Raw genomic sequence first — 18454 nt, 5'->3', positions numbered from 1 at the left:
CATTTAGCCAGGTACTGCGGTGGTCGTGACCTGCTGCAGCGCCCGCAGTTGCTCATCGAGCGCAGCGGCACGGCCTGCCGCCTCCCCTGCCCGGCCTAGTGCTTCCCGCGTTACTGTTTCCGCGTCCGCCTGCCGCCGCTGAGCGGCCTCCAGTTCGGCGAGAACGCGGGCATGGTCACTCCGGACGCGGTTGACCTCTTCCCGGTGCGCTGCCTGGGCGTCGGAAGCCAACTGACGGGCGGTAGCAGCTTCGGTTTGATGTGCCGCCCGCGCCTCGTCGAGGTGCTGTTGCGTACGGGTGAGGTCGGCCGATAGGCGGCTGACTTCCGTGTTTCGTGCCGTTTCTGACCGCTCCAGCGTGGCGCGGAGGTGCGCCACTTCGTCCCGCATGGCGGCAGTTTGCGCCTCAGCCGCGGCCCGCGCCTCGGCAGAAATTTGGGCGGTCCGGCTAGAAGCCTCCAGATCGCACCTCAGGCCGCGGACTAGCGCCTCCGCATCGTCGGCTCGGGAAAGGGCGTGGCGCTCGCGCTCCCCAGTATTCGCCAGGTCGATGCGGATCTCTGCGAGCTCATTTTCAAGCCTTGCCACCGCTTCGGCGCGTTGCAGAGATTCTGCCTCGGTCGCCGCGACGCTGGCTTCTGCCAGGTCCAACTCATGCCTGTGGTGAAGCGTTTCCGCCTGCAGCTTGTCCGTCACTCGCTGATACGTCGCGTCTGCGTCCGCTCGAGCATGCCGGTGGATCGCCGCGACGATCGTGTCGAGCTGGGCGGCCAGCGAGAACTTTCCAGCGTCGACCATTTCTTGGAGCGGAGTGGGAAGGCTAACGGCCTCGGCGTCGTCCTTTGCGACTTTACCGTGTGATGTGGTGTCGCTTTTTTCGTTCCAAACCTTCTCCAGGCGTTTTGCTTGGCCGCGATCACCGACCTCTCTGCGGATCGCCCAGCCGGTAACTGCGTCGCCGCGCGCGACGATTTTGCGGCCGGCTGCCAGAATTTCGTCATCTGTAATTTCCGATGGGCGCATCTCAGTGATCCCAGGCTTGATGGCAACTTACTAACCAAACTTACTAACTGCGCAAACTTACTAAGTAACTAACTTTCCAGAAGAGCAATACGTCTATACGATTAATCGTATTGACTCTTATACGTGTGGCCGTATTGTCTCAGTCGATCTTAGGAGGCTCGCGTGGGAATCATCGTTGCCGTAGCAAGCAATAAAGGGGGCGCTGGGAAGACCACGCTCTGCCAGGTCGTTGCCGGGTATCTCGCGGGCCAGTGCCGAGTGGCTGTGATTGATGCCGACCCCGAACAGTCGCTTAGTCGGTGGGTCAAGCAAACCTACGAAGGGCCGCCGATCGATGTTCACGCGGAGGGCGACGAGACGGGGTTGGCAAGCCTGATTGGGACCGTGGCCGACAGTTGCGATCTGCTGATTATCGATACGGCAGGATTTGCGAACCGAGCCGCCCTGGTTGCAATGACGGCTTGCGACCTCGTGCTTGTCCCTTGCCTGTCCGCCGAAGCGGACCTCGCCGGCACGGAAAAGACGGTTCGGATGGTAGCGGGCCTAGCTAAAGCCGCTCGCCGCCAGATCGACGTGCGTGTGCTGCTCAACCGTACCAAAGCCCGCACTGAGCTGTGGCGCCATGCCGTGGCCGAGCTCGAGCGTTCCGGCATGCCGATGCTGACCACCAAACTGTCCGACCTGGTTGGTTATGGGGAGCTCACCTACAGCGGCCGTCTGCCCGCAAAGGCGTCGCCGGCCCGCGCTGAAATTGTTGCTCTTGTTGACGAACTGCGGGCAAGCGGCTGGTTGCCGCCAAGGACAATCGGAGAGTTGGACGTATAGTCGTGTTGTCGTATAGTCATATAGACTGCTGTGGGAGCCGATAAGATGGCGTTAGGTAAGGGGCTCAAGCCCAGAGAAAGTGCGGGTGGCGCCTCTCGCCCAAGCGCGGAAGAGATGCTGCGCGCTGCCAATGAAGCGGGCGGGCCGACTGTGCCGCCAGCGCAGATGCCCGTCACTCAGGCGCCTGCCCCACCTCTTGCGGTCGCTAAGGAAGTGCCGCTCGCCCAGGGCAGCACAGGGGCGTTCGCTTTCCGTATGCGGAACGCAACTCTGTCCTCCCTTGCCGAGGTCGCACGCTCCCAGGGAATGACCCAAAAGCAGGTTGTTTGCCTGGGGCTGCAGAAGATGGGAGTCGATGTCGCTGCGGTTGATCTCGAGGATCGGACCCCCCGGCGCGGGCGGTAACGCATCCAGCTTCCCCGATTGCCCGACCAGCCCCGATTGCCCGACCAGCCCCTCTTGCCTGCCGGCGGGAGGGGCTTTTGTTTGCCTGCCTCCTGCCGAAGCCCCCTCCCCTGCTCACGCACAAGATGCCGCGCTGTAGCTCGCCTCGACGGGGAAGGCCGCCAGGCCTAGGCCTTCAACCAACGATATGGCCGGGGCGGTATGACAGGCTCCTCGCGGCGCCCCACTGTACGGCAATACGACTGTGTGACGATACGGTGTGACGTATAGCTTTTCGGTTTTTATGGTGATAGCGCAGTGCATCGGGATAACCGAGCCCGCTACTCACGCGAAAGAGAGCCAGATTATTGCAATACGTATTGTCGTATGATCGAACCCATGCCTATATGACAATACGTATTGCGGTTAACGAGACGCACTTGTCTCCCCCTCCGTAGCACTGCTTCGGCGCAGGCCGGGGCTGTCCTCTCCCACAACCGGAAAGGCCTTAGTGTGTACGCTCTCCGTATTGGCCGCGATCGCCAGCACCTCCCGGGCAAGTTTTGGACAAGGGAAACCGCTGAGCGCTGCGCGGCGGATTGCAGCACGCACGACACCGTGGACGGCGACAGCGGCCCGGTCACTTACACGGTTGTGGAGCTGGTGCGGTTCCCGGTGTTGCCGGTTTACTGCCGTCGCGTTTCGGTGTGGCAGGACGGCCGGCGGTTGATCGAACATCCGCGCCGCATGCAGCTGCCCAGTGCCGAACAGTGGCTGGCTGCCAGGCGGTGCATCGCCATAGCGCTCGAGGTTTTAGCCGGGGCAGGGGGCGTCCTCCTGGCTGTCGCTATCACCACAGCTAAAATATAATAAGCAATACGTATAGTCGTATATTCGTAGTGTTGTATGAGCATGGAGGCAAGCGGTGGCGAAAGAGATTCACGGTTCAGGAAAAGTTTCGATCTCTCCCGAGCCGGTGATCAACGGCATGAATTCAGCCGAATTCGACGTTGCGATCCGGGATTTCGTGATCCTGTTGGTCCTGTGGACTGAAAGCGAGATTAGGTGCGCCAGGCTGCTCGGTTCTGAAAGAGAGTGACCGCCATACAGAAATACGACTATACGAACAGCCGTATTGCTATATAGTGTGATTGGCTTTCGTCGGAGAGATAGATGGAGGAATCCGGTATGATCGTTTGGGAAACCGACCATGAGCGCTGGCTCAGCACCCTTACTCCTGCTGATTGCGCGGAAGCTAAGAATCTGTACGCGAAATGACTTGGGGTAATTGGGTCGGCTACGAGACATAGATCGTGCTGGCGGCTTGGCCTGACCATCTTGGGACGATGTCTCATGCCATCCGCCTGAATGCCGCCGATCTTCTGCCGCCTTCTGTCCGACCTGTTCCCCGTTCCAGCCGCGGTGACGGCTGGAACACCCTGACCGACATCGAAGTCTTCGTCTTCACGGTCGAGGCCGAGTTGGAGGCCATGGACCGGGAGCGGGTGGGCGTGCGCCGCCGCGGCCGCAAGCCGGACCTCGCCCTGCGACGGCGCCTGATCGGGCTGATCTGGACCCTGACCTTCGGCGGCATGCAATGGCGTATCGCCGGCTGGCTCTCGGGCGTTCCCTTCACCACCCTGCACAGCAGCTTCGCGCGCTGGACCCGTTTGGGACTGTGGCGCCGGCTGGGCCAACGTCTCGCGCTCGATTGGCGGCTGGTCTGCGGCGACGAGGTGCTGCCCTCCGCTGTGGTAGCCGACAGTCGTTCGCTCCGCTCGGCCCCAACGGCGTGGGCGCGCGGTATCGACGGTGGCAAGCTGGTCAAGGGCGTGAAACTGTTTGCGGTCTGCGACAAGCACGGCTCACTGCTCGATCTCGAACTGCAGCCCGCCAACACGGACGACCGCGCCGGCGTCCTGCCGATGCTGCCGCGGCTGGCCTCACTCGGCTTCCAAGGTGACCTCCTCGGCGACAGCGGCTTCAAGGGGGCGCCCTTCGCCGCAGCAGCGCTCGAGCATGACATCCATGTCTCGGTGTCGCCGGGCGGCACACGCGACGGGCGCTTCTTGCCAAACGGGATCAGGTGGGTGGTGGAGCGGCTATTCGCCTGGCTCAGCCGCTACCGCCGGCTCAACATCATTTATGACCGCGCCGCCGACCTCTTTGCCGGGCACATCTGGATTGCAATGACCTCCATCATCGCACGACGGCTCGTTGCCCAAACTCAGGCGCAACAAGGCGTTTAATCGCGTACAGCTTCTTAGGCTGCTATTGAGTTGCTGATCGAAAACCAGTTTCGCATCAATGGTGCTGGTGTATCTCGTGACCCAGACACTATGGGCGCTATGAATAGGCGTCACGATACCCAGCAGACTGTCCGTCGGCATTATCGCCCTGGGCAGTCTGCGGAGGATGCAGTCAAAACGATTTCCGTCTTGTATGGGTGGCCTGACCCCGCTTGAGGGATGATGGCAGGATAATGGGCTAGTCGGGTGCGGGGGGAGGGGAGTGGCTTGGCAGGGTCATCGCATCCGGTCACGCCGTCGCGCATATGCATCCACGTCAACGGGGCAGGTGGTAGTGCGGTGTGACTGCACGAAATCTCGCGCGGTGAGTGCTGCAGCCTGGATGTAGTCAGCCAGGCCGGCTGTATCGCTGAGCAGACCAATAAGTAGGGCGGCCTGGGCGAGGGTGACACGGGACTTGAGGCGGGTCATTTGTTTGATCCTTACGTGCCACTTTGGCACGTCCAAATCGTCCCCCCTTGGCTTGCAAGAGACAGAATTTATTTTCGATCGGCAGTAAAAACAATGGGTTAGGCCGGATATGGGCTTAAACCATCGATTTTGGTTGGCCTGCCGGGGGTTCCGATTGTGGCACGCCCGGCTATGTGTCGATAATACAGGATTAGCACTCAGGATTGTCCCAAAAGGCCGCTAGTGATCAAAATCTGACGCTTGGTACCTGCTCGTAGGTCGAGTTTGGGTGGAGTTCGGACATCAGCCTGTCTGGGATTCGCGCCAGCTGGTAGAACCGCCAATGTGTCGAGAGCGGAGTTTGAAAATGGCAAAGATATCAGTAGCGGCACTTCGTGAGCAATTCGCTTTTCTGGCTGAGTTGGATCAATTGAAATCTGTTGTTTGACAATCCCCCCTAATCAATCGAACCCGTAAAGAAAACTCAGCGGAGCATTCTTGGCATCTTGCTATGTTTGCTCTTGTTCTTTCCGAGCATGTAGAGGGAGTTGACCAAACTAAAGTTGGTCAAATGCTGATGATCCACGATATTGTCGAAATAGACGCTGGGGACGCCCCGATACATATAATGGGGACAGACAAATCGGCACTCGAACGCGCAGAGGGGAAGGCAGCAGAACGTATCTTCGGCTTGCTTCCTACCGCTCAATGCCAAAAGCTGCTGGAGCTCTGGCTGGAATTCGAAGCAGCGGAAACGCCATCCGCGCGCTTCGCAAAAGCCCTCGATCGCCTTCAGCCCTTGTTTTTGAATACTCTGACTGGCGGCGGTACGTGGACAGAGAACAGTGTGACGGAGCAGCAGGTACTGGAGAGGTATGGGCCGACAATCGAGCGTGGGTCGCCAGAATTGTGGCAGGAGGCTCGGAAGCTCGTCAGACAGCATTTTAGCAATGCCACCCAAACGGCTTGAGGCCACCATGTGGCGCCTGCTGCGGTAGGCTCCTTGACCGAACTTGGCGCTAGATGGGGTGACTTCATGCCGCATCCCATGCTTTGCTCAATGTCATGGTGACAGCAGATGAGATACGGACTGTGCTGGAGGCGAAGGCCGAAGCTCTCGTTGCGAGGCAGGCCAGTCACCTGGACGTCTTAATTCACGACGACTTTGTCTACCTCAATGCGGGCGGCAGGTCGTTCGACAAGGCCGGCTACATCGAGGCGTACTGCACCTCTGGAAGGGTGGTGTTCACGCAACAACGGATCGCAAACCTCACAGTGAAGTCGATCGACAGCTTCGCGGTAGCTACCCTTTCGATCAACGATGAATTACGGGTCGATGGACGGGCAGTGAGTGGGCGGTATCACTCCCTGTGCGTCTTCAGTCAGTCCTCAGGACGTTGGCTTTGGGCCGCCGGCCAAACTATGGCCGTTGTAGCCTCTTAGGTCCGTTCGGATCGGAAGTGGACGGCACTAAACATCAAGTTTTGACCACTGGCCGCCAGCAGAGCGAGGCAGTAGGGCAGGGCGCATGCGTGACCCCGCCCGACAAGCTGAGCGGCTGCTAGCTATTCGCCTTCGCTACACGATCAACACCACTTTGGACGACCGGGGCATCACCACCTCGGCGGCGTTCGGCGCTGCAGTCGGCCTGCCTGCAGGTGAGGCCGTAAACCTGCTAAATCGCCGGCAATGGTGCGCTGGCGACGTGGCCGCTTAGCAAGCCGCCGCCAGGCGGCTCGAGCTCGACGTCGTGCCGCTAGACACAGACCCCCTGGGTAGGAAGGAGCGACCCGGGTAGGCTGCCAAACTTCCACAGGCTTACGTTGGCGGCCCGAATGCCGTCACGATGCGTTTGCCCCAGCCGGTTTTAACGGCTGGGGCTGCCTACCTCGCATCTGAACTAAGGCTCCATAATGCTTTATTATGGAGCCTTTCACTATCATGCCATATTCTCTGCCCTGAGCCGCTGAACCCGTTGGAATTGCTGCATGTCAGAGCTAACCATCCTGCCCGCTGCGGACTTGACGCTGGCCGCGAACTACGCCCGCCAGGCTTTGGCACCGGCGACGCTCAAGGCCTATGCGGCCGATTGGGCGGAGTTCTCGGCGTGGTGCCAGCAACGGAATGCCACGGCCTTGCCCGCTGACCCCACCACCGTCGCGGCCTATCTAGCCTCGATTGCCGTCAGCCATGCCCGATCGACCCTGCGACGCAGGTTGGTGGCCATTGGACGGGCACACCGGATGAAAGGTGTCGCTTGGGCAGCATCGCATCCGGCAATCCGCGACACGCTGATCGGCATCTTCCGCAGGCATGGCATGCCTCAACGCCGGGCCGCGGCGATCGGCATCGCTGAGTTACGCAAGCTGGTAGCGACCTGTGGCACCGATTTGGCTGGTCTGCGCGACCGAGCTTTGTTGCTGCTCGGATTTGCCGGAGCGTTGCGACGCTCAGAATTGGTCGCCGTACAGCGAGAGCACCTTACCTTTACGCCTGACGGCATGAAGCTGCTCATCCCTCGCGCTAAATCCGACCAGGAAGGCCATGGCGTTGAGCTGGGAATTCCGCGCGGCATGAAGCCAGAGACCTGCCCGGTCCGCGCCACAGAGACTTGGCTGCGCGCTTCCGGATGCCAGTATGGACCGGTGTTTCGCAAGATCGATCGCTGGAGCACGGTGGAGCTGACCGCGTTGCACGCGTACGCCCTGCCGAAGATCCTGGCGCGTCGGGTGGCCATAGCCGGTCTGACTCACACTGGGCTCGAGCGGCTTTCCGCGCATGGCTTGCGCGCCGGCTTCATCACCGAGGCCTACAAGGCCGGGGCCCGCGACGAGGCGATCATGGAGCACTCCCGCCACAAAGATCTCAAAACGATGCGCGGCTATGTCAGGCGGGCTAAGCTGGTCGCTGATAGTCCGGCTAAACTCGTAGGGCTCTGATCCGAAAGTTTGCTCAGCCGGCAAAGCATTAGCAGGATTGCCTACAGCAAGCAGGACACACTCGATGAACGAACGAGCCGCCAAGCTCCGGATTTTCTACGCACGCTTCGTCAGCCAGCATGGTGAAGCCCGCGATCCCCGCGTTGAGGCGGCATTCGCTTCTGTCCCGCGCGAAACCTTCGTCGGACCGGCTCCGTGGTTCGTTTATGCCGGTCCAGGTCCAACCTATGTCCAGGCCCCTGACGACGACCCGGCCTTCCTCTATGCCGACGTCCTTATCGCCCTCGAACCCTCGCGCGGCGTGAACAATGGCCAACCAAGCCTGCACGCCCGCTGCCTTGACGCGCTCGGCCTTCGTCCAGGTGAGACCGTGCTTCATGTCGGTGCCGGTGCGGGTTACTACACCGCTCTTCTGGCACATCTGGTCGCTCCGGGCGGGATCGTGCATGCTTACGAAGTCGACCCCGACTTGGCAGCTCGTGCAAAGGCTAATCTATCCGGCATTGAGGGTGTCAGCGTCCATACCCGCTCCGGTATCGGCGAGGGCTTGCCTGCAGCCGACGCGGTCTACGTCAATGCTGGCCTGGGCGCGCCGAGTTGGACCTGGCTCGATGCCCTGCGGCCCGGCGGGCGGCTACTCTTTCCACTGCAGCCGGAGCAGGGGTTCGGTGGCATGCTGCTCATCACCAAGCCTGCTGCTGGCGGCATCGATTGGCCCGCGCGCTTCGTCAGCCGCGCGAGCTTCATTCCCTGCGATGCACCGATAGCAACAGCCGACGAAGCTCTCGTAACTGCCTTTGCTGGTGGAGGCTGGCAGCACGTGCGGTCCTTCCATCTAAACGACCGACATGACAGCGAGACTTGGTATTGCGGGGACGGCTGGTCACTCTCGCTCGCCGCACCAGCAGAGGGCTGATCTGTTCGCAAGATCATCCACCAGCTGAGGCTAAATCTGTCCCTCAGCGGCTTCTTCAGAACCACAATGGCACGGACCACAGATCTTCCTTGATGGCGAGAACGCTTGGTGAAGACGCGTTACTAATTGGGTAGCGGTTAGCAAAGAGAGGCGGACATCATGGCGGACGACAGTGCCGACATTGAGACTATTGGAAGCCGTGTAGCTTATGAGAATCGATGGATGCGGGTCCGCGAGGACGTTATCCGCAGGCGCGACGGCTCAGAGGGTATCTACGGCGTGGTCGAGAAGCCTGATTTCGTCGTGGTCGTTCCAGCGGAGGATGACGGTCGCCTACATCTCGTTCAGCAGTTCCGATACCCCGTGCGTGCTCGTCACTGGGAATTTCCGCAAGGCTCCTGGGAAGCGGCGCCAGAGATGGACCCTTTGGAGGTGGCACGCGGCGAGCTACAGGAGGAGACCGGCTTGAGGGCGGAGCACATGTCGTATGCAGGACATCTGTTCCAGGGCTACGGCTACTCGACGCAGGGTTACCACATCTTCCTAGCTAGCGGCCTGAGCCGCGGCGCGGCAAGCCCGGAAGCGGAAGAGCAGGATCTTGTGGCACGCGCCTTCGCTGCTTCGGAAGTCGAGCGAATGATCTGTGAGGGTGAAATCAGGGACGCCACGACGGTGGCCACACTTGGTCTGCTGCGGCTGAAAGGGCTGCTCTAGGGAGCAGGTGGGCGCGTCGGCCGGCGTCGTCTGACGAGTGGTGGTCCGCTCAGGGTCGAGAGCGACCATAGCGCGCTTCGGGATGATTGCTGAATGTCCTAGACTGGCGGATTCCGGACCTAGTGGTATGCGCCTGACGCTTGGTAGCCGGGTACGAGTCGTCGGGGTCGATCCGGAGCGGACTCTCGGACGGACCGCCCTGGCCCCGCCTTCAGCTCAAGAGGCCTGAAGCGTCGACGAGGGTTTTGGCGCTTCTCCACTGAGCGCGGCGATGCAGGCTTCGCGCACCGCCCAGGCCGCGTCCAGCCCAAAGGAGGAGCGGCCTGTAGCGTAGAGCCAATTGGCCAGTACACGACGATGTACGGACGTCTTGTACGCGCCTACATCGGCGGGGCCGATCACCTCCTCATGCAGGAAAACGCGCTCCGCCGCGCTTAGCGCTTCTCCCGGCATGGTCACGTCGATGACGCTAAAGGCTGTGCGCAGAAAGCAGTGCGCTTCCGGGATACTGGATAGGCCGCTGCTGGCTAGAACTTTCCCCACTCCGGGGGTGTTTGTCTCCGTCATCTCGTAGACGCCTAGTGTCAACTTAACTGCCAGCTCGTTCTCCTGCGCCAGGGCGGCCAGCAAAGCGTGCTTGCTGCTGCAGGTGCCCCGGCCCTCGGTCAACACGAGGCGATAATCCATCTTACTCGTACGGCCGTAGGGGAGGCCCTGAATGTGCCGAACAGTTGCAGCAAACGTGCGAAAGCCGCGCAACTGAACCAGCTGGCTTATTTCACCGCCAGCGGCGAGCGGCGCGTCCGAACCGGGTGGGAAAGCCTTGGACACCTAGTGTCTCCAAACCAAAGGGGAACTTAGATCTAATTTCAGAATGAAATCGGCCACGACCGCTGTTGATCTTTTCGGACCTTAGTACGCGGGCCGCCAAGATTTGCTTCTGGAAGGGAAGCGGCCATATGCCGAGGCTCACAGAATCGACGGCTTCGCGCCCATCACGGCCGTATGGACGCCGTCATCGCCTCCTTGAAAGCAGATATGCCTTCCCCTTCGCCGGCTGAGATCGCTGACGGTCGGATGGAATGCTGCCAAGGCTCTGACATCAAGCGTCCATCCCTGCCTGCCATCCGCTGTACTTCGCCAGCATCTGCGAACCCGACACCGGCTTAGGCCGCATGGGTTTCAAGGTGCCTTACGTTTGCGACCATTGAGAAGGTAGACCGGGAGCGATCATGACGTTCGAAAAGCTACGTGAAGAGTTGGCCTTCCTTCTCGCCCCAGGTCGTATCGGCGCCTTCGATCATATTGAGCTGATCGAAGTGATTGGTACGCCGCGCGGAGGTGTTACGATCAACGTCCTGTCCGTCGCGGTGCTCGCGGAGGGTCACCCCAACATTGGCGATACCGAACGGACGGAGCGCCTAACCGAACGGATCGGGCGGATTGACGGCTTCAGAGATTGGTCGTTTGGCGTAATGCGCACGCTCCGGCCAGTTGCAGCCCTCGATCAAGCCCTGTCAACGCTCGCTGCCTCGGGAGAGTGGACCTTGAGCGGGCACACGCTCGGGACGGGCACCTTGCGCCCCGATCCCGCCATGTTCGTCCCACCTGACGGAACGGTTCGAGTTCCGATCAACAATGTTCTGAAGAACAATTTTTGGGCGGGATCGCACGTGTTCCGGCTCACGGACCAGGACAAGACGCCTTTCGCGCCCTTCTTCGCTGACCGGCGACGGCTGCAGGTACTTTCCGATGCCGTTTCAGCCGGCGTGCCGATCGCGTTTGCCGGCCTCGCGGATCTTCTCGGCGATGTTCTGATCCAGCTTCCTGTCACGGTCCTGGTGCCGAGCGTCACCGCACCCCCCGGCGCGGAGCATTCTGATGTCGCAGTGACATGGCGCAATGATTCCACGCCGCGTACTTTGGCGACCGCCGCCCGCACCCGATGGGACGAGCTCCTAACCGGGGCGGCAGTCAGTGAACGCTTCATGCATGGCGCTCGTCTGCCAGTCGACAATCACCGCCAACCTCTGGAAATGGAAATTTGGGACGCCGAGGCGGGCATTCTGGTCGGGGCAACGCCATCGACATCGACGATCAAGCGAATCAGCCTAGACATGCATGTGATACAGCATGAACCGCGTCTGTTCAACGCGCCCGACTTGAGAGGTCAGCCCGTTGCCGAGCGGATAGAGCTCACAAAGACGAGGACCAGTTTAGTTGGCACGGAGGCCCGCCAGGATGCGAATTTCTGGCTCAGTCGCCGGCAGGACCTCGAGGAGAGGCGCCGGCTCGATGAGACTCGCGACTTCGTTCAATACCGCCCCCAGGCGAACTCGTCGGCACAGCAGATTCAGGCTCTGGCTGATGTCCGCTTCCTCATCGACAGGCACGGCGAGACCGGAGTGGATCTATGGGACCCATATCTCTCTGCAGAAGACCTTCTCCGGACACTCTTCTTCTGCTGCCACAGTGGCGCACTGCTGCGCGCTCTGACGGACGGTGGCGATCCTCCTTGCAAGACTTGGCGGGACTGCTCAACCCCGGAAGAACCAGCGGCACCGAGGCCGTCTTTTCCGGATCGGCAAAGAGCCGTTCTCGAACACGATGCCGGAAATCGTGAGGGTTTGCGCCTCGAGTACCGAACCCGCCGGGGGCCGAAGGGATGGCACTTTCACGACCGCTTCTTGATCTTTCCGAACATGCGCGATGGCCCGCGGGCATGGTCGCTTGGAACCTCGGTTAACAGCCTCGGCCAAGCCCATCACATCCTGCAGCGGGTGTCGAACCCAGCCATGGTGGCCGGGGCGTTCGAGGATCTCTGGGCGACCTTGGACGAGCCGCAGCACGTCATCTGGAGGTCCTGGTGAGGGAAGCCGCATTGGCGCTTCGGCGGCTCCTCGATATTTGGGATGGAGAGGTCGTCGCTCCCCCCGGCATTGAGAGCGTGATTGCGGAGCCGGAGGCGTCGAACGCCGACACCATGGTCGAGCGCCTGACGTCGGCAACGCGCGCGGACCTTGGAGACGTTCCACGCGCCCTGGCCGCCTCGTCGGGTTTTGCGGCTGAAGAGGCTCTCCGTCTGGCGAGACGTCTTGGTTGGACTGTGAAGGCGCTCGCCGATTGGGACCCACACCAGGATCCATCCAGCTTGCGGATCGAGGCGGCGTTGGCGTCTGTGTCGGCCTGGAACGTGGATGGGGGCTTCTGGGAAGCGGTGCAGGCTCGTCTTCGAGGATGTCGCCTCACGATCGCGGCGATCGAGATCGTGCTGCGCCATCGAGCACCGGTAGCACGAGTTCCCGATGATGCGCCGGTCTGGGAGCGCGAACATCTGCATGCCATGCAGGAGGCCGAACGGGCGCGGGACTGGGCGGAGTTGAGTAAGCGGGCCCGAGCCTTCGAGCAGTTGCCAAACCCCGATCCGGGTGCGCGACAAGCAACCTTGGCGCTCTCTCTTCTCGACTGGCCACGCCTGATCCGTCTGGCAAATAGAAGCGAGGGGTGGTTGCATAGCCATCTCCTTATAGCGCCACTGCCGCTCGTGGATGCCCTTCGTCTCGCGTTAGCCAGCGGGAATCGATACGCCCAGTTCGCAACACTGGAACGCGTCGCCTACAGAGAAGTGCGCGATCTGCTGCCTCAGGAGGAAACGGCACTCAGAAACCTGCTGATCGTTCTGGCGAAGGACGCGGATGACTGGCCGCGCTGGCTTGCCGTGTGCAATCACTACCCCGTTCGCCATCCCCACATGCAGGCTGCTTTCGGTCGGGCTCTGGCCCGTAGCGATGGAACCGCGCTTCAGGCCTATGTCGAAAGCGTCTCGTTGAGCACGTCGGATAGCGATACTCGGGCAAACGTCACCCGTTGTCTGTCGGTGTTTCGAGCGCGGGCTGGCGCCGATCGCAGACGTGCGCTTTGGCGCGCGGCCTTCGAGCGATGGCAGGGCTGGAATTTTGCGGAGGACGAGGGGCAGAACCTCACTTCTCTCGCTCGGAGCGCATTGGACTACGGCGTGGTGGGCTGGCTCATCGAGGGTGAGCAGCAAAGGTCGTTCGCCGAGTTGGAGCGTTTTTTCTCGGATGATCTGCGCAGCTTGGAAATGCGATGGCACGCCTCGTTAAGCTCAGCCATTTCTGAGTTTTTCCGGCTGATCTCTCGGCATCAGGTTATGGCCCATGCGAAACGCCGATCAGCAGCCGATGCAGACTGGCTGCCGGGTCTCCCTATCGATCTCCCAGCCGCAGCAACTGATGAGTTTCTCCAACGGCGATATCACTGGAGTGATCGGCAACTTCCCGATTGACGGGCTCGTAAACAGCCGATCCGCTTTCGGCCAGACCATGCCGTTGGGCGTCAGGCTAGGCGGCCTCCTCCCCATGTCCGTTCAGGAGGATGGAGCTGACATTCGGGCGTTGATCTTCCACAGCCGCTAACCGCCCAATGCGGTAGAGGATGTTTCTGGTGGAAAGCTATTTGCCGGTTAGGCGGTTGGTGTCCTTAAAGGACGACAAACCGAAGGCTGCGATGCGGCAGCATTGCAAAGTCGTGCTTTGCTTTCTAAATCAACGGGGCATCAAGAGTTGGGCGGACGCCTAACGCCAACCTGCCCGCCCGGGCAAGGTGGCGCTTCCGCAAGGGAGGATGTGGCCGACCGGCACCAAACGGGTCAATGCCACTGCGTCCTTCCTGCTTGATTCAACGGAGGGTGGACATGGCACGTCATGCTCTGAGATTTCTTGGCAATCTTGATCCCAGGCCAACCAAGGCTGTCGTTGAGCCAAACAAGGCTGTGCTGTTTCCGGATCGAAGATTTGACTGATGCGCATTGCCGTTCTTGCTGATGCCCATGGCAACCTGCTCGCCTTCAAAGCCGTGCTGGCAGATATGCGAACGCAGGCGCCCGACTTAATCGTCAATCTAGGCGACCTAGTCACGGGCCCTTTCGATCCGGCCGGCAGTGCCGATGCGCAGATCGCGCTAGGGTGCCCGACCCTGGCTGGCAACCACGAGCGCAACTTGGTTGAAGGAGATGACGCCAGCAGCTCCGTCGCCTTTGCACGCCCGCGCTTGTCGGCGACGCATATGTTATGGATCCAGAGCCTGCCCAAGACACTGCGGCTTGCGGGCGATGAGGTGTTCGCCTGCCACGGCAGCCCCGCCGGCGGCGATCTCGACTACCTTCTTGATGATGTCGGAAGCGGCCGATCGGTCCTTGCTTCTTATGACGTCATTCGGCCACGCCTGGCAGGCATCGGCTCTGCGCGCCTCGTCCTGTGCGGCCATACCCATATGCCGCGTGTGGTCCAGGTCGGTGCCGTGACCGTGGTGAACCCCGGTAGCATCGGCATGCCGGCATACACCGACGACAATCCGGTTCCGCACGTGATTGAAACTGGGACGCCGCACGCCCGCTACGCGGTGGTCACGCGCGGGCAGGGCGGCAAATGGTCAGTCGATCTCCGCGCTGTTGTCTATGATTGGGACCGAGCCGCGCAGCAGGCTCGAGAGAACGGCAAGCCGGCTATGGCACGCTGGACATCGACCGGACGGGTTTAGGAGACGCTGGGTTGGTGCTGACGATTTAAGAGGTTTTGCTTTCTCTTGCTATCCGAGTTTTGAAAAGTGCTAGGCTGCGCGCGACACAAAGCAGGATGGGGGAGCTGGATGACCGCGTACAACCAGCATCACCCCCGTGGCCCCGTATACGCCCTGCGACAGCACGTCGCAGGGCCGGCCTCCAGCCTGCGCTGACGCCTCGGCGTCTTCCATTCTGAACCGGTCCTGACGGACGCATCTTCGATGGGCACACGCTCGCCCGGAGAATCGTCTCCAGCTTCCACGAGGCCTGCCGCACCTCCGCCGCGGCGAGGCCGGTTCAGCAGGATAAGCTATGCCCTCGATCAGCAAGGAATGGGTCGCCGAAGCGCGCACCCTCGCCGGCATCTCCGCGTCCGTCACCATCACCATGCTTGCTCAACTTGCCATTTCAGCGGTTGAGATCCTGATCGTCGCAAGGCTCGGCATCCACGAGCTCGCCGGCGTCGCCCTGGCGCTGAGCATCGACCTCCTGGTGTTCCTGGCCACCCTGGGTGTCGTGACCGCCGTCACGCCCCTGGCCGCGGCAGCCCGCGGCCGTGGTGATTTCGAGCGCCTACGGCGATACGGCCAAGGAGGGCTCTTGGTTGGCTTGGCGGTATCGGTTCCTGGCGTCCTCGTCTTGCTTGGGTGCCGGTCCATCCTCGTGGCCGCCATGGGGCCGGGTATCGAAGCCGATAGCGCCTCGGCCTACCTCGCAGGTGCAGCCGGTGGCTTGCCGGCCTGGGTCCTGTATGTCGCGGTCCGCAGCCTGGCTGTGGCGACCGGACAGGTTCGGGTCACGACTGCCGTGATGCTGGCCGTCATCCCGATCCATGCCGCATTGGCACCGTGGTTGGTCTTTGGCGGCTTCTTTCTGCCTCCGCTTGGAGCCCTCGGCGCGGGTTTGGCCTACGCCGCAACGGGTCATGCTGCCCTGATGCTACTGGCCATCGCCATACGGCTATGCCCCGCCGGCGCGCTCGGCGCGAGCTTGCGCAGCCCTTTCGTCTTTGATCGCACTTGCTGCCGGGAGATCGTCCAGCTTGGGGTACCCTTCGCCTGCCGCATTGTCCTGCGGGAGGGGCTCCTGCCAGCCGCAGCCTTTGTCCTAGTCCCTTTCGGTGCCGCTGCTGTCGCCGCTCATGTCGTTGCCACCCGCATCGTGGACCTGTGCGGGGTGTTCACCTTCGGCTTCAGCGACGCCGCGAACGCGCGCGTCGGTCATGCTGTCGGCTCTGGCAACCCGGCCCATGCCGCACGGTCAGCATGGGTGGCGGTCCAACTATCGACCGTTGTCGGCCTCGGCGCTGCCGCCATGCTGGTGCTCGCGCCCACGGCGATCGTGCGCGCGGTCCTGGGCGACCTTGATCCGGCCGATATTGAGGCCGCGGCGGCGCTGCTCCCCATCGCCGCTTGCCTACTTGTTCTCGAAAGCGTGCAATCCGCGGCGGGTGGAGCGCTCAGCGGCCTCCGCGATGCCAAGGGACCGTTGTTGATCGCCATCCTGGGCGGATGGGGCTTCGGGCTTCCCTTAGGCCTCGTGCTGGCATGGCTTGGCCCGGATCCAGCAGCCGGTATCTGGTGCGGCCTGGTGGGTGGTGCCTGCCTTACGGTTGGGCTGTATTTACACCGCCTCCGCTCGCGGCTCGGGGATTGCGTGCGAACGCAGCATGCAGCAGCCCGGCCCCGACATGAGCAAGTTGTGCAGTAGGGTTCATTCAATTGAGTCCAGGTGCGAAAGCGTCGCAGGAAGTCTTATAGCATCGGGGGTGCTAAACTCTTCAAATGATTGTTCAGGGCCACCCGCATGTTAATAAGATTAAATAATTCCTCAAAACGATAAAAGGATCCTAGTCCATGAAAATACTTGTTAATGGTACTCGACTTTTCTTCGATGTCGAAGGCTCCAGCTTGGTGCCAGACGGTTCCATAATGCGGCAAAAACCAACCTTAATTTTGCTACATGGTGGACCTGGTTTTGATCATTCCGTATTCAAACCCGCTTATTCGACCTTGGCTGACATCGCACAAGTTATTTTCCTAGAGCACCGTGGAAATGGCCGTAGTGATCCAGCTTCCTCCGAAACCTGGAATCTCGCTCAGTGGGGCGATGATGTTCGTGGCTTCTGCGATGCACTTGGAATTGAGCGACCAATTGTTTTAGGCGTGTCGTTCGGCGGCATGGTGGCTATGGCATATGCCACCCGCCACCCTGAGCACCCCGCCAAGCTCATCCTCGTCAGCACGGAAGCGGTCGGCACTTCGTATCGCAAGCAACGGGTTGCACTGTTCAACAGGCTTGGCGGCCCGGAGGTTGGCGCGCTGGCCTATCAAAGGTTTATCGAACGCAAAAGCGACGCTGCTACCATGGACGCCTGGATCCGTTTAGCGATGCCGCATTACACACGCTCTAAGCCAAACCCGCACGTGGCACAGCGCGCGATTAAGCATCCCGAGGTGCTGCGTTGGTTCACACGCCCAGACGGTGAAGGGCAGGAATTTAACCTAGTTCCTGACTTGCCGCGCATCTGCTGCCCAATACTTATTTTGGGTGGAGAGGACGACCCGATGACTCCGATTGAAAGCCAAGCTGACATTGCAGCTGCCCTGCCGTCCGACTTGGTGCGCTTTGAACGCTTCGCACGCTGCGGACACGGGGTGATTGCCGACGCGGAGGCTGAAGCAATGCCAATCATTCGCCAATTCATTGTTGATTAAAGCATGCTATCGACCGTACAAAGTTGGAGCGCTAATTTGTCGTATCAAATGGCAAGGATCGCTGTGGGTCGTCTGCCATCTGCGCCTTCGCCCCTCTTTCCCATCTTGGACACGCGCGCCAGTTATTTATTACGCGAAATTTCGTCATTCATAGTGTGGACTTAGCTAGATGACATTCCTAGAGTTTGCTCAGTCCCCGCAGAATAAGGTGAAGCGCCATGACCTTGGAGAACGCTGTCGAAGGTGGATGTTTGTGTGGATCGGTCCGGTTTGCCGTCTCCAAACCGTTGGCATTGGCCGCCTATTGCCTTTGCTCGGATTGTCGCAAAACAACCGGCAGTGCATTCAATATTAGCGTTCCAGTCACACGAGAGAACTTCAGGCTTCTTTCTGGGTCGCCGAAGGGCTTTACCAAAGCTAGTGATCAAGGCGTCAAGTTGACGAGGCTGTTCTGTCCCGACTGCGGCTCACCGGTTTACACTTTCTTGGACCGTTACCCTGACCGCATCTACGTCAAAGGGGGAGCGCTTGATGACCCAAACAGCATAACCCCCGCTTACCAAAGTTACACCGGTTCAGCAGCATCCTGGGCTCAGGTCCCCCCAGGTTTGCCGAGTTACCCGAGAGGGCGACCGTCATCTACTTAACCGCATAAA

18 protein-coding genes and 1 riboswitch are annotated in these 18454 nt (G+C 60.8%); of the genes, 15 read left to right on the top strand and 3 right to left on the bottom strand.

Translation table 11 applies throughout. From position 1 onward, the window contains the following. Nucleotides 1-3 precede the first annotated feature (3 nt). The gene (locus tag QWZ14_RS01970; protein ID WP_290314878.1) at nt 4-1023 is read right to left on the bottom strand and encodes a coiled-coil domain-containing protein; all 1020 of its coding nucleotides are present in this window, start codon (nt 1021-1023) and stop codon (nt 4-6) included. A gap of 162 nt (nt 1024-1185) precedes the next feature. Here QWZ14_RS01970 and QWZ14_RS01965 point away from each other — a divergent pair, with 162 nt between their 5' ends. From QWZ14_RS01965 to QWZ14_RS01955, 3 genes are all read left to right on the top strand, one after another. After that, complete coding sequence (locus QWZ14_RS01965) at nt 1186-1848, top strand: ParA family protein (RefSeq protein WP_290314877.1); 663 nt, start codon at nt 1186-1188, stop codon at nt 1846-1848. Between the two features lie 1309 nt (nt 1849-3157). Further along, nucleotides 3158-3331 carry a hypothetical protein gene (locus QWZ14_RS01960; RefSeq protein WP_290314876.1) on the top strand — a complete coding sequence of 58 codons (174 nt, stop codon included), beginning with the start codon at nt 3158-3160 and terminating at the stop codon, nt 3329-3331. A 247-nt stretch (nt 3332-3578) separates the two neighbouring features. Then, nucleotides 3579-4481 carry an IS5 family transposase gene (locus QWZ14_RS01955; RefSeq protein ID WP_290314875.1) on the top strand — a complete coding sequence of 301 codons (903 nt, stop codon included), beginning with the start codon at nt 3579-3581 and terminating at the stop codon, nt 4479-4481. A gap of 276 nt (nt 4482-4757) precedes the next feature. Here the strand turns inward: QWZ14_RS01955 and QWZ14_RS01950 are convergent, their stop codons facing one another. Then, complete coding sequence (locus tag QWZ14_RS01950; RefSeq protein WP_290314874.1) at nt 4758-4952, bottom strand: hypothetical protein; 195 nt, start codon at nt 4950-4952, stop codon at nt 4758-4760. 490 nt (nt 4953-5442) lie between these two features. On the opposite strand from QWZ14_RS01950, the gene QWZ14_RS31900 reads away from it, so the two are divergent. The 6 genes from QWZ14_RS31900 to QWZ14_RS01920 all read left to right on the top strand — a co-directional run bounded on the left by QWZ14_RS31900 (nt 5443) and on the right by QWZ14_RS01920 (nt 9500). Then, nucleotides 5443-5901, top strand: a complete 459-nt coding sequence (locus tag QWZ14_RS31900) for an HD domain-containing protein (protein ID WP_353959256.1) — start codon at nt 5443-5445, stop codon at nt 5899-5901. 122 nt (nt 5902-6023) lie between these two features. Then, entirely contained in the window at nt 6024-6374 is a 351-nt protein-coding gene (locus tag QWZ14_RS01940; RefSeq protein ID WP_290314872.1) for a nuclear transport factor 2 family protein, read from the top strand. A gap of 85 nt (nt 6375-6459) precedes the next feature. After that, on the top strand, nt 6460-6648 hold the full coding sequence (locus QWZ14_RS01935; RefSeq protein ID WP_290314871.1) for a hypothetical protein: 189 nt from the start codon (nt 6460-6462) through the stop codon (nt 6646-6648). Nucleotides 6649-6919: 271 nt separating this feature from the next. Continuing rightward, a complete protein-coding gene (locus tag QWZ14_RS01930) occupies nt 6920-7870 on the top strand; it encodes a tyrosine-type recombinase/integrase (protein WP_290314870.1) in 951 nt (316 codons plus the stop codon). A gap of 64 nt (nt 7871-7934) precedes the next feature. Further along, on the top strand, nt 7935-8786 hold the full coding sequence (locus QWZ14_RS01925; protein WP_290314869.1) for a protein-L-isoaspartate O-methyltransferase family protein: 852 nt from the start codon (nt 7935-7937) through the stop codon (nt 8784-8786). Nucleotides 8787-8945: 159 nt separating this feature from the next. Next, nucleotides 8946-9500: an NUDIX domain-containing protein gene (locus QWZ14_RS01920; protein ID WP_290314868.1), complete on the top strand. Its 555-nt coding sequence runs from the start codon at nt 8946-8948 to the stop codon at nt 9498-9500. 216 nt (nt 9501-9716) lie between these two features. On the opposite strand, the gene QWZ14_RS01915 is transcribed toward QWZ14_RS01920, so the two are convergent. Continuing rightward, complete coding sequence (locus QWZ14_RS01915; RefSeq protein WP_290314867.1) at nt 9717-10331, bottom strand: hypothetical protein; 615 nt, start codon at nt 10329-10331, stop codon at nt 9717-9719. A gap of 401 nt (nt 10332-10732) precedes the next feature. Here QWZ14_RS01915 and QWZ14_RS01910 point away from each other — a divergent pair, with 401 nt between their 5' ends. From QWZ14_RS01910 to QWZ14_RS31895, 6 genes are all read left to right on the top strand, one after another. After that, nucleotides 10733-12370, top strand: coding sequence for a VPA1262 family N-terminal domain-containing protein (locus QWZ14_RS01910; protein WP_290314866.1), 1638 nt, complete (start codon nt 10733-10735; stop codon nt 12368-12370). Further along, nucleotides 12367-13806: a hypothetical protein gene (locus tag QWZ14_RS01905; RefSeq protein WP_290314865.1), complete on the top strand. Its 1440-nt coding sequence runs from the start codon at nt 12367-12369 to the stop codon at nt 13804-13806. Before QWZ14_RS01910 ends, QWZ14_RS01905 begins: the two co-directional genes overlap by 4 nt. A gap of 262 nt (nt 13807-14068) precedes the next feature. Then, nucleotides 14069-14174: riboswitch (SAM-I-IV-variant riboswitch) on the top strand. Between the two features lie 147 nt (nt 14175-14321). Beyond that, nucleotides 14322-15059, top strand: coding sequence for a metallophosphoesterase family protein (locus tag QWZ14_RS01900; RefSeq protein WP_290314864.1), 738 nt, complete (start codon nt 14322-14324; stop codon nt 15057-15059). A gap of 334 nt (nt 15060-15393) precedes the next feature. Beyond that, the gene (locus QWZ14_RS01895) at nt 15394-16791 is read left to right on the top strand and encodes an MATE family efflux transporter (protein ID WP_290314863.1); all 1398 of its coding nucleotides are present in this window, start codon (nt 15394-15396) and stop codon (nt 16789-16791) included. A 146-nt stretch (nt 16792-16937) separates the two neighbouring features. Beyond that, nucleotides 16938-17798, top strand: coding sequence for an alpha/beta fold hydrolase (locus tag QWZ14_RS01890; RefSeq protein WP_290314862.1), 861 nt, complete (start codon nt 16938-16940; stop codon nt 17796-17798). Nucleotides 17799-18016: 218 nt separating this feature from the next. Then, a complete protein-coding gene (locus tag QWZ14_RS31895; RefSeq protein ID WP_353959255.1) occupies nt 18017-18445 on the top strand; it encodes a GFA family protein in 429 nt (142 codons plus the stop codon). The last annotated feature ends 9 nt before the right edge of the window (nt 18446-18454 follow it).

Source organism: Paeniroseomonas aquatica (genome assembly GCF_030409335.1).
In the GTDB taxonomy this organism is placed as follows: domain Bacteria; phylum Pseudomonadota; class Alphaproteobacteria; order Acetobacterales; family Acetobacteraceae; genus Belnapia; species Belnapia aquatica.
This window is presented reverse-complemented; position numbering and strand designations above follow the sequence as displayed.

Bases quoted from the DNA above. Each gene is read 5' to 3' on its own strand.
- QWZ14_RS01970 (WP_290314878.1), bottom strand. From the start codon at position 1,023: ATGCGCCCATCGGAAATTACAGATGACGAAATTCTGGCAGCCGGCCGC.
- QWZ14_RS01955 (WP_290314875.1), top strand. From the start codon at position 3,579: ATGTCTCATGCCATCCGCCTGAATGCCGCCGATCTTCTGCCGCCTTCT.
- QWZ14_RS01950 (WP_290314874.1), bottom strand. From the start codon at position 4,952: ATGACCCGCCTCAAGTCCCGTGTCACCCTCGCCCAGGCCGCCCTACTT.
- QWZ14_RS31900 (WP_353959256.1), top strand. From the start codon at position 5,443: ATGTTTGCTCTTGTTCTTTCCGAGCATGTAGAGGGAGTTGACCAAACT.
- QWZ14_RS01935 (WP_290314871.1), top strand. From the start codon at position 6,460: ATGCGTGACCCCGCCCGACAAGCTGAGCGGCTGCTAGCTATTCGCCTT.
- QWZ14_RS01930 (WP_290314870.1), top strand. From the start codon at position 6,920: ATGTCAGAGCTAACCATCCTGCCCGCTGCGGACTTGACGCTGGCCGCG.
- QWZ14_RS01925 (WP_290314869.1), top strand. From the start codon at position 7,935: ATGAACGAACGAGCCGCCAAGCTCCGGATTTTCTACGCACGCTTCGTC.
- QWZ14_RS01920 (WP_290314868.1), top strand. From the start codon at position 8,946: ATGGCGGACGACAGTGCCGACATTGAGACTATTGGAAGCCGTGTAGCT.
- QWZ14_RS01910 (WP_290314866.1), top strand. From the start codon at position 10,733: ATGACGTTCGAAAAGCTACGTGAAGAGTTGGCCTTCCTTCTCGCCCCA.
- QWZ14_RS01900 (WP_290314864.1), top strand. From the start codon at position 14,322: ATGCGCATTGCCGTTCTTGCTGATGCCCATGGCAACCTGCTCGCCTTC.
- QWZ14_RS01895 (WP_290314863.1), top strand. From the start codon at position 15,394: ATGCCCTCGATCAGCAAGGAATGGGTCGCCGAAGCGCGCACCCTCGCC.
- QWZ14_RS01890 (WP_290314862.1), top strand. From the start codon at position 16,938: ATGAAAATACTTGTTAATGGTACTCGACTTTTCTTCGATGTCGAAGGC.
- QWZ14_RS31895 (WP_353959255.1), top strand. From the start codon at position 18,017: ATGACCTTGGAGAACGCTGTCGAAGGTGGATGTTTGTGTGGATCGGTC.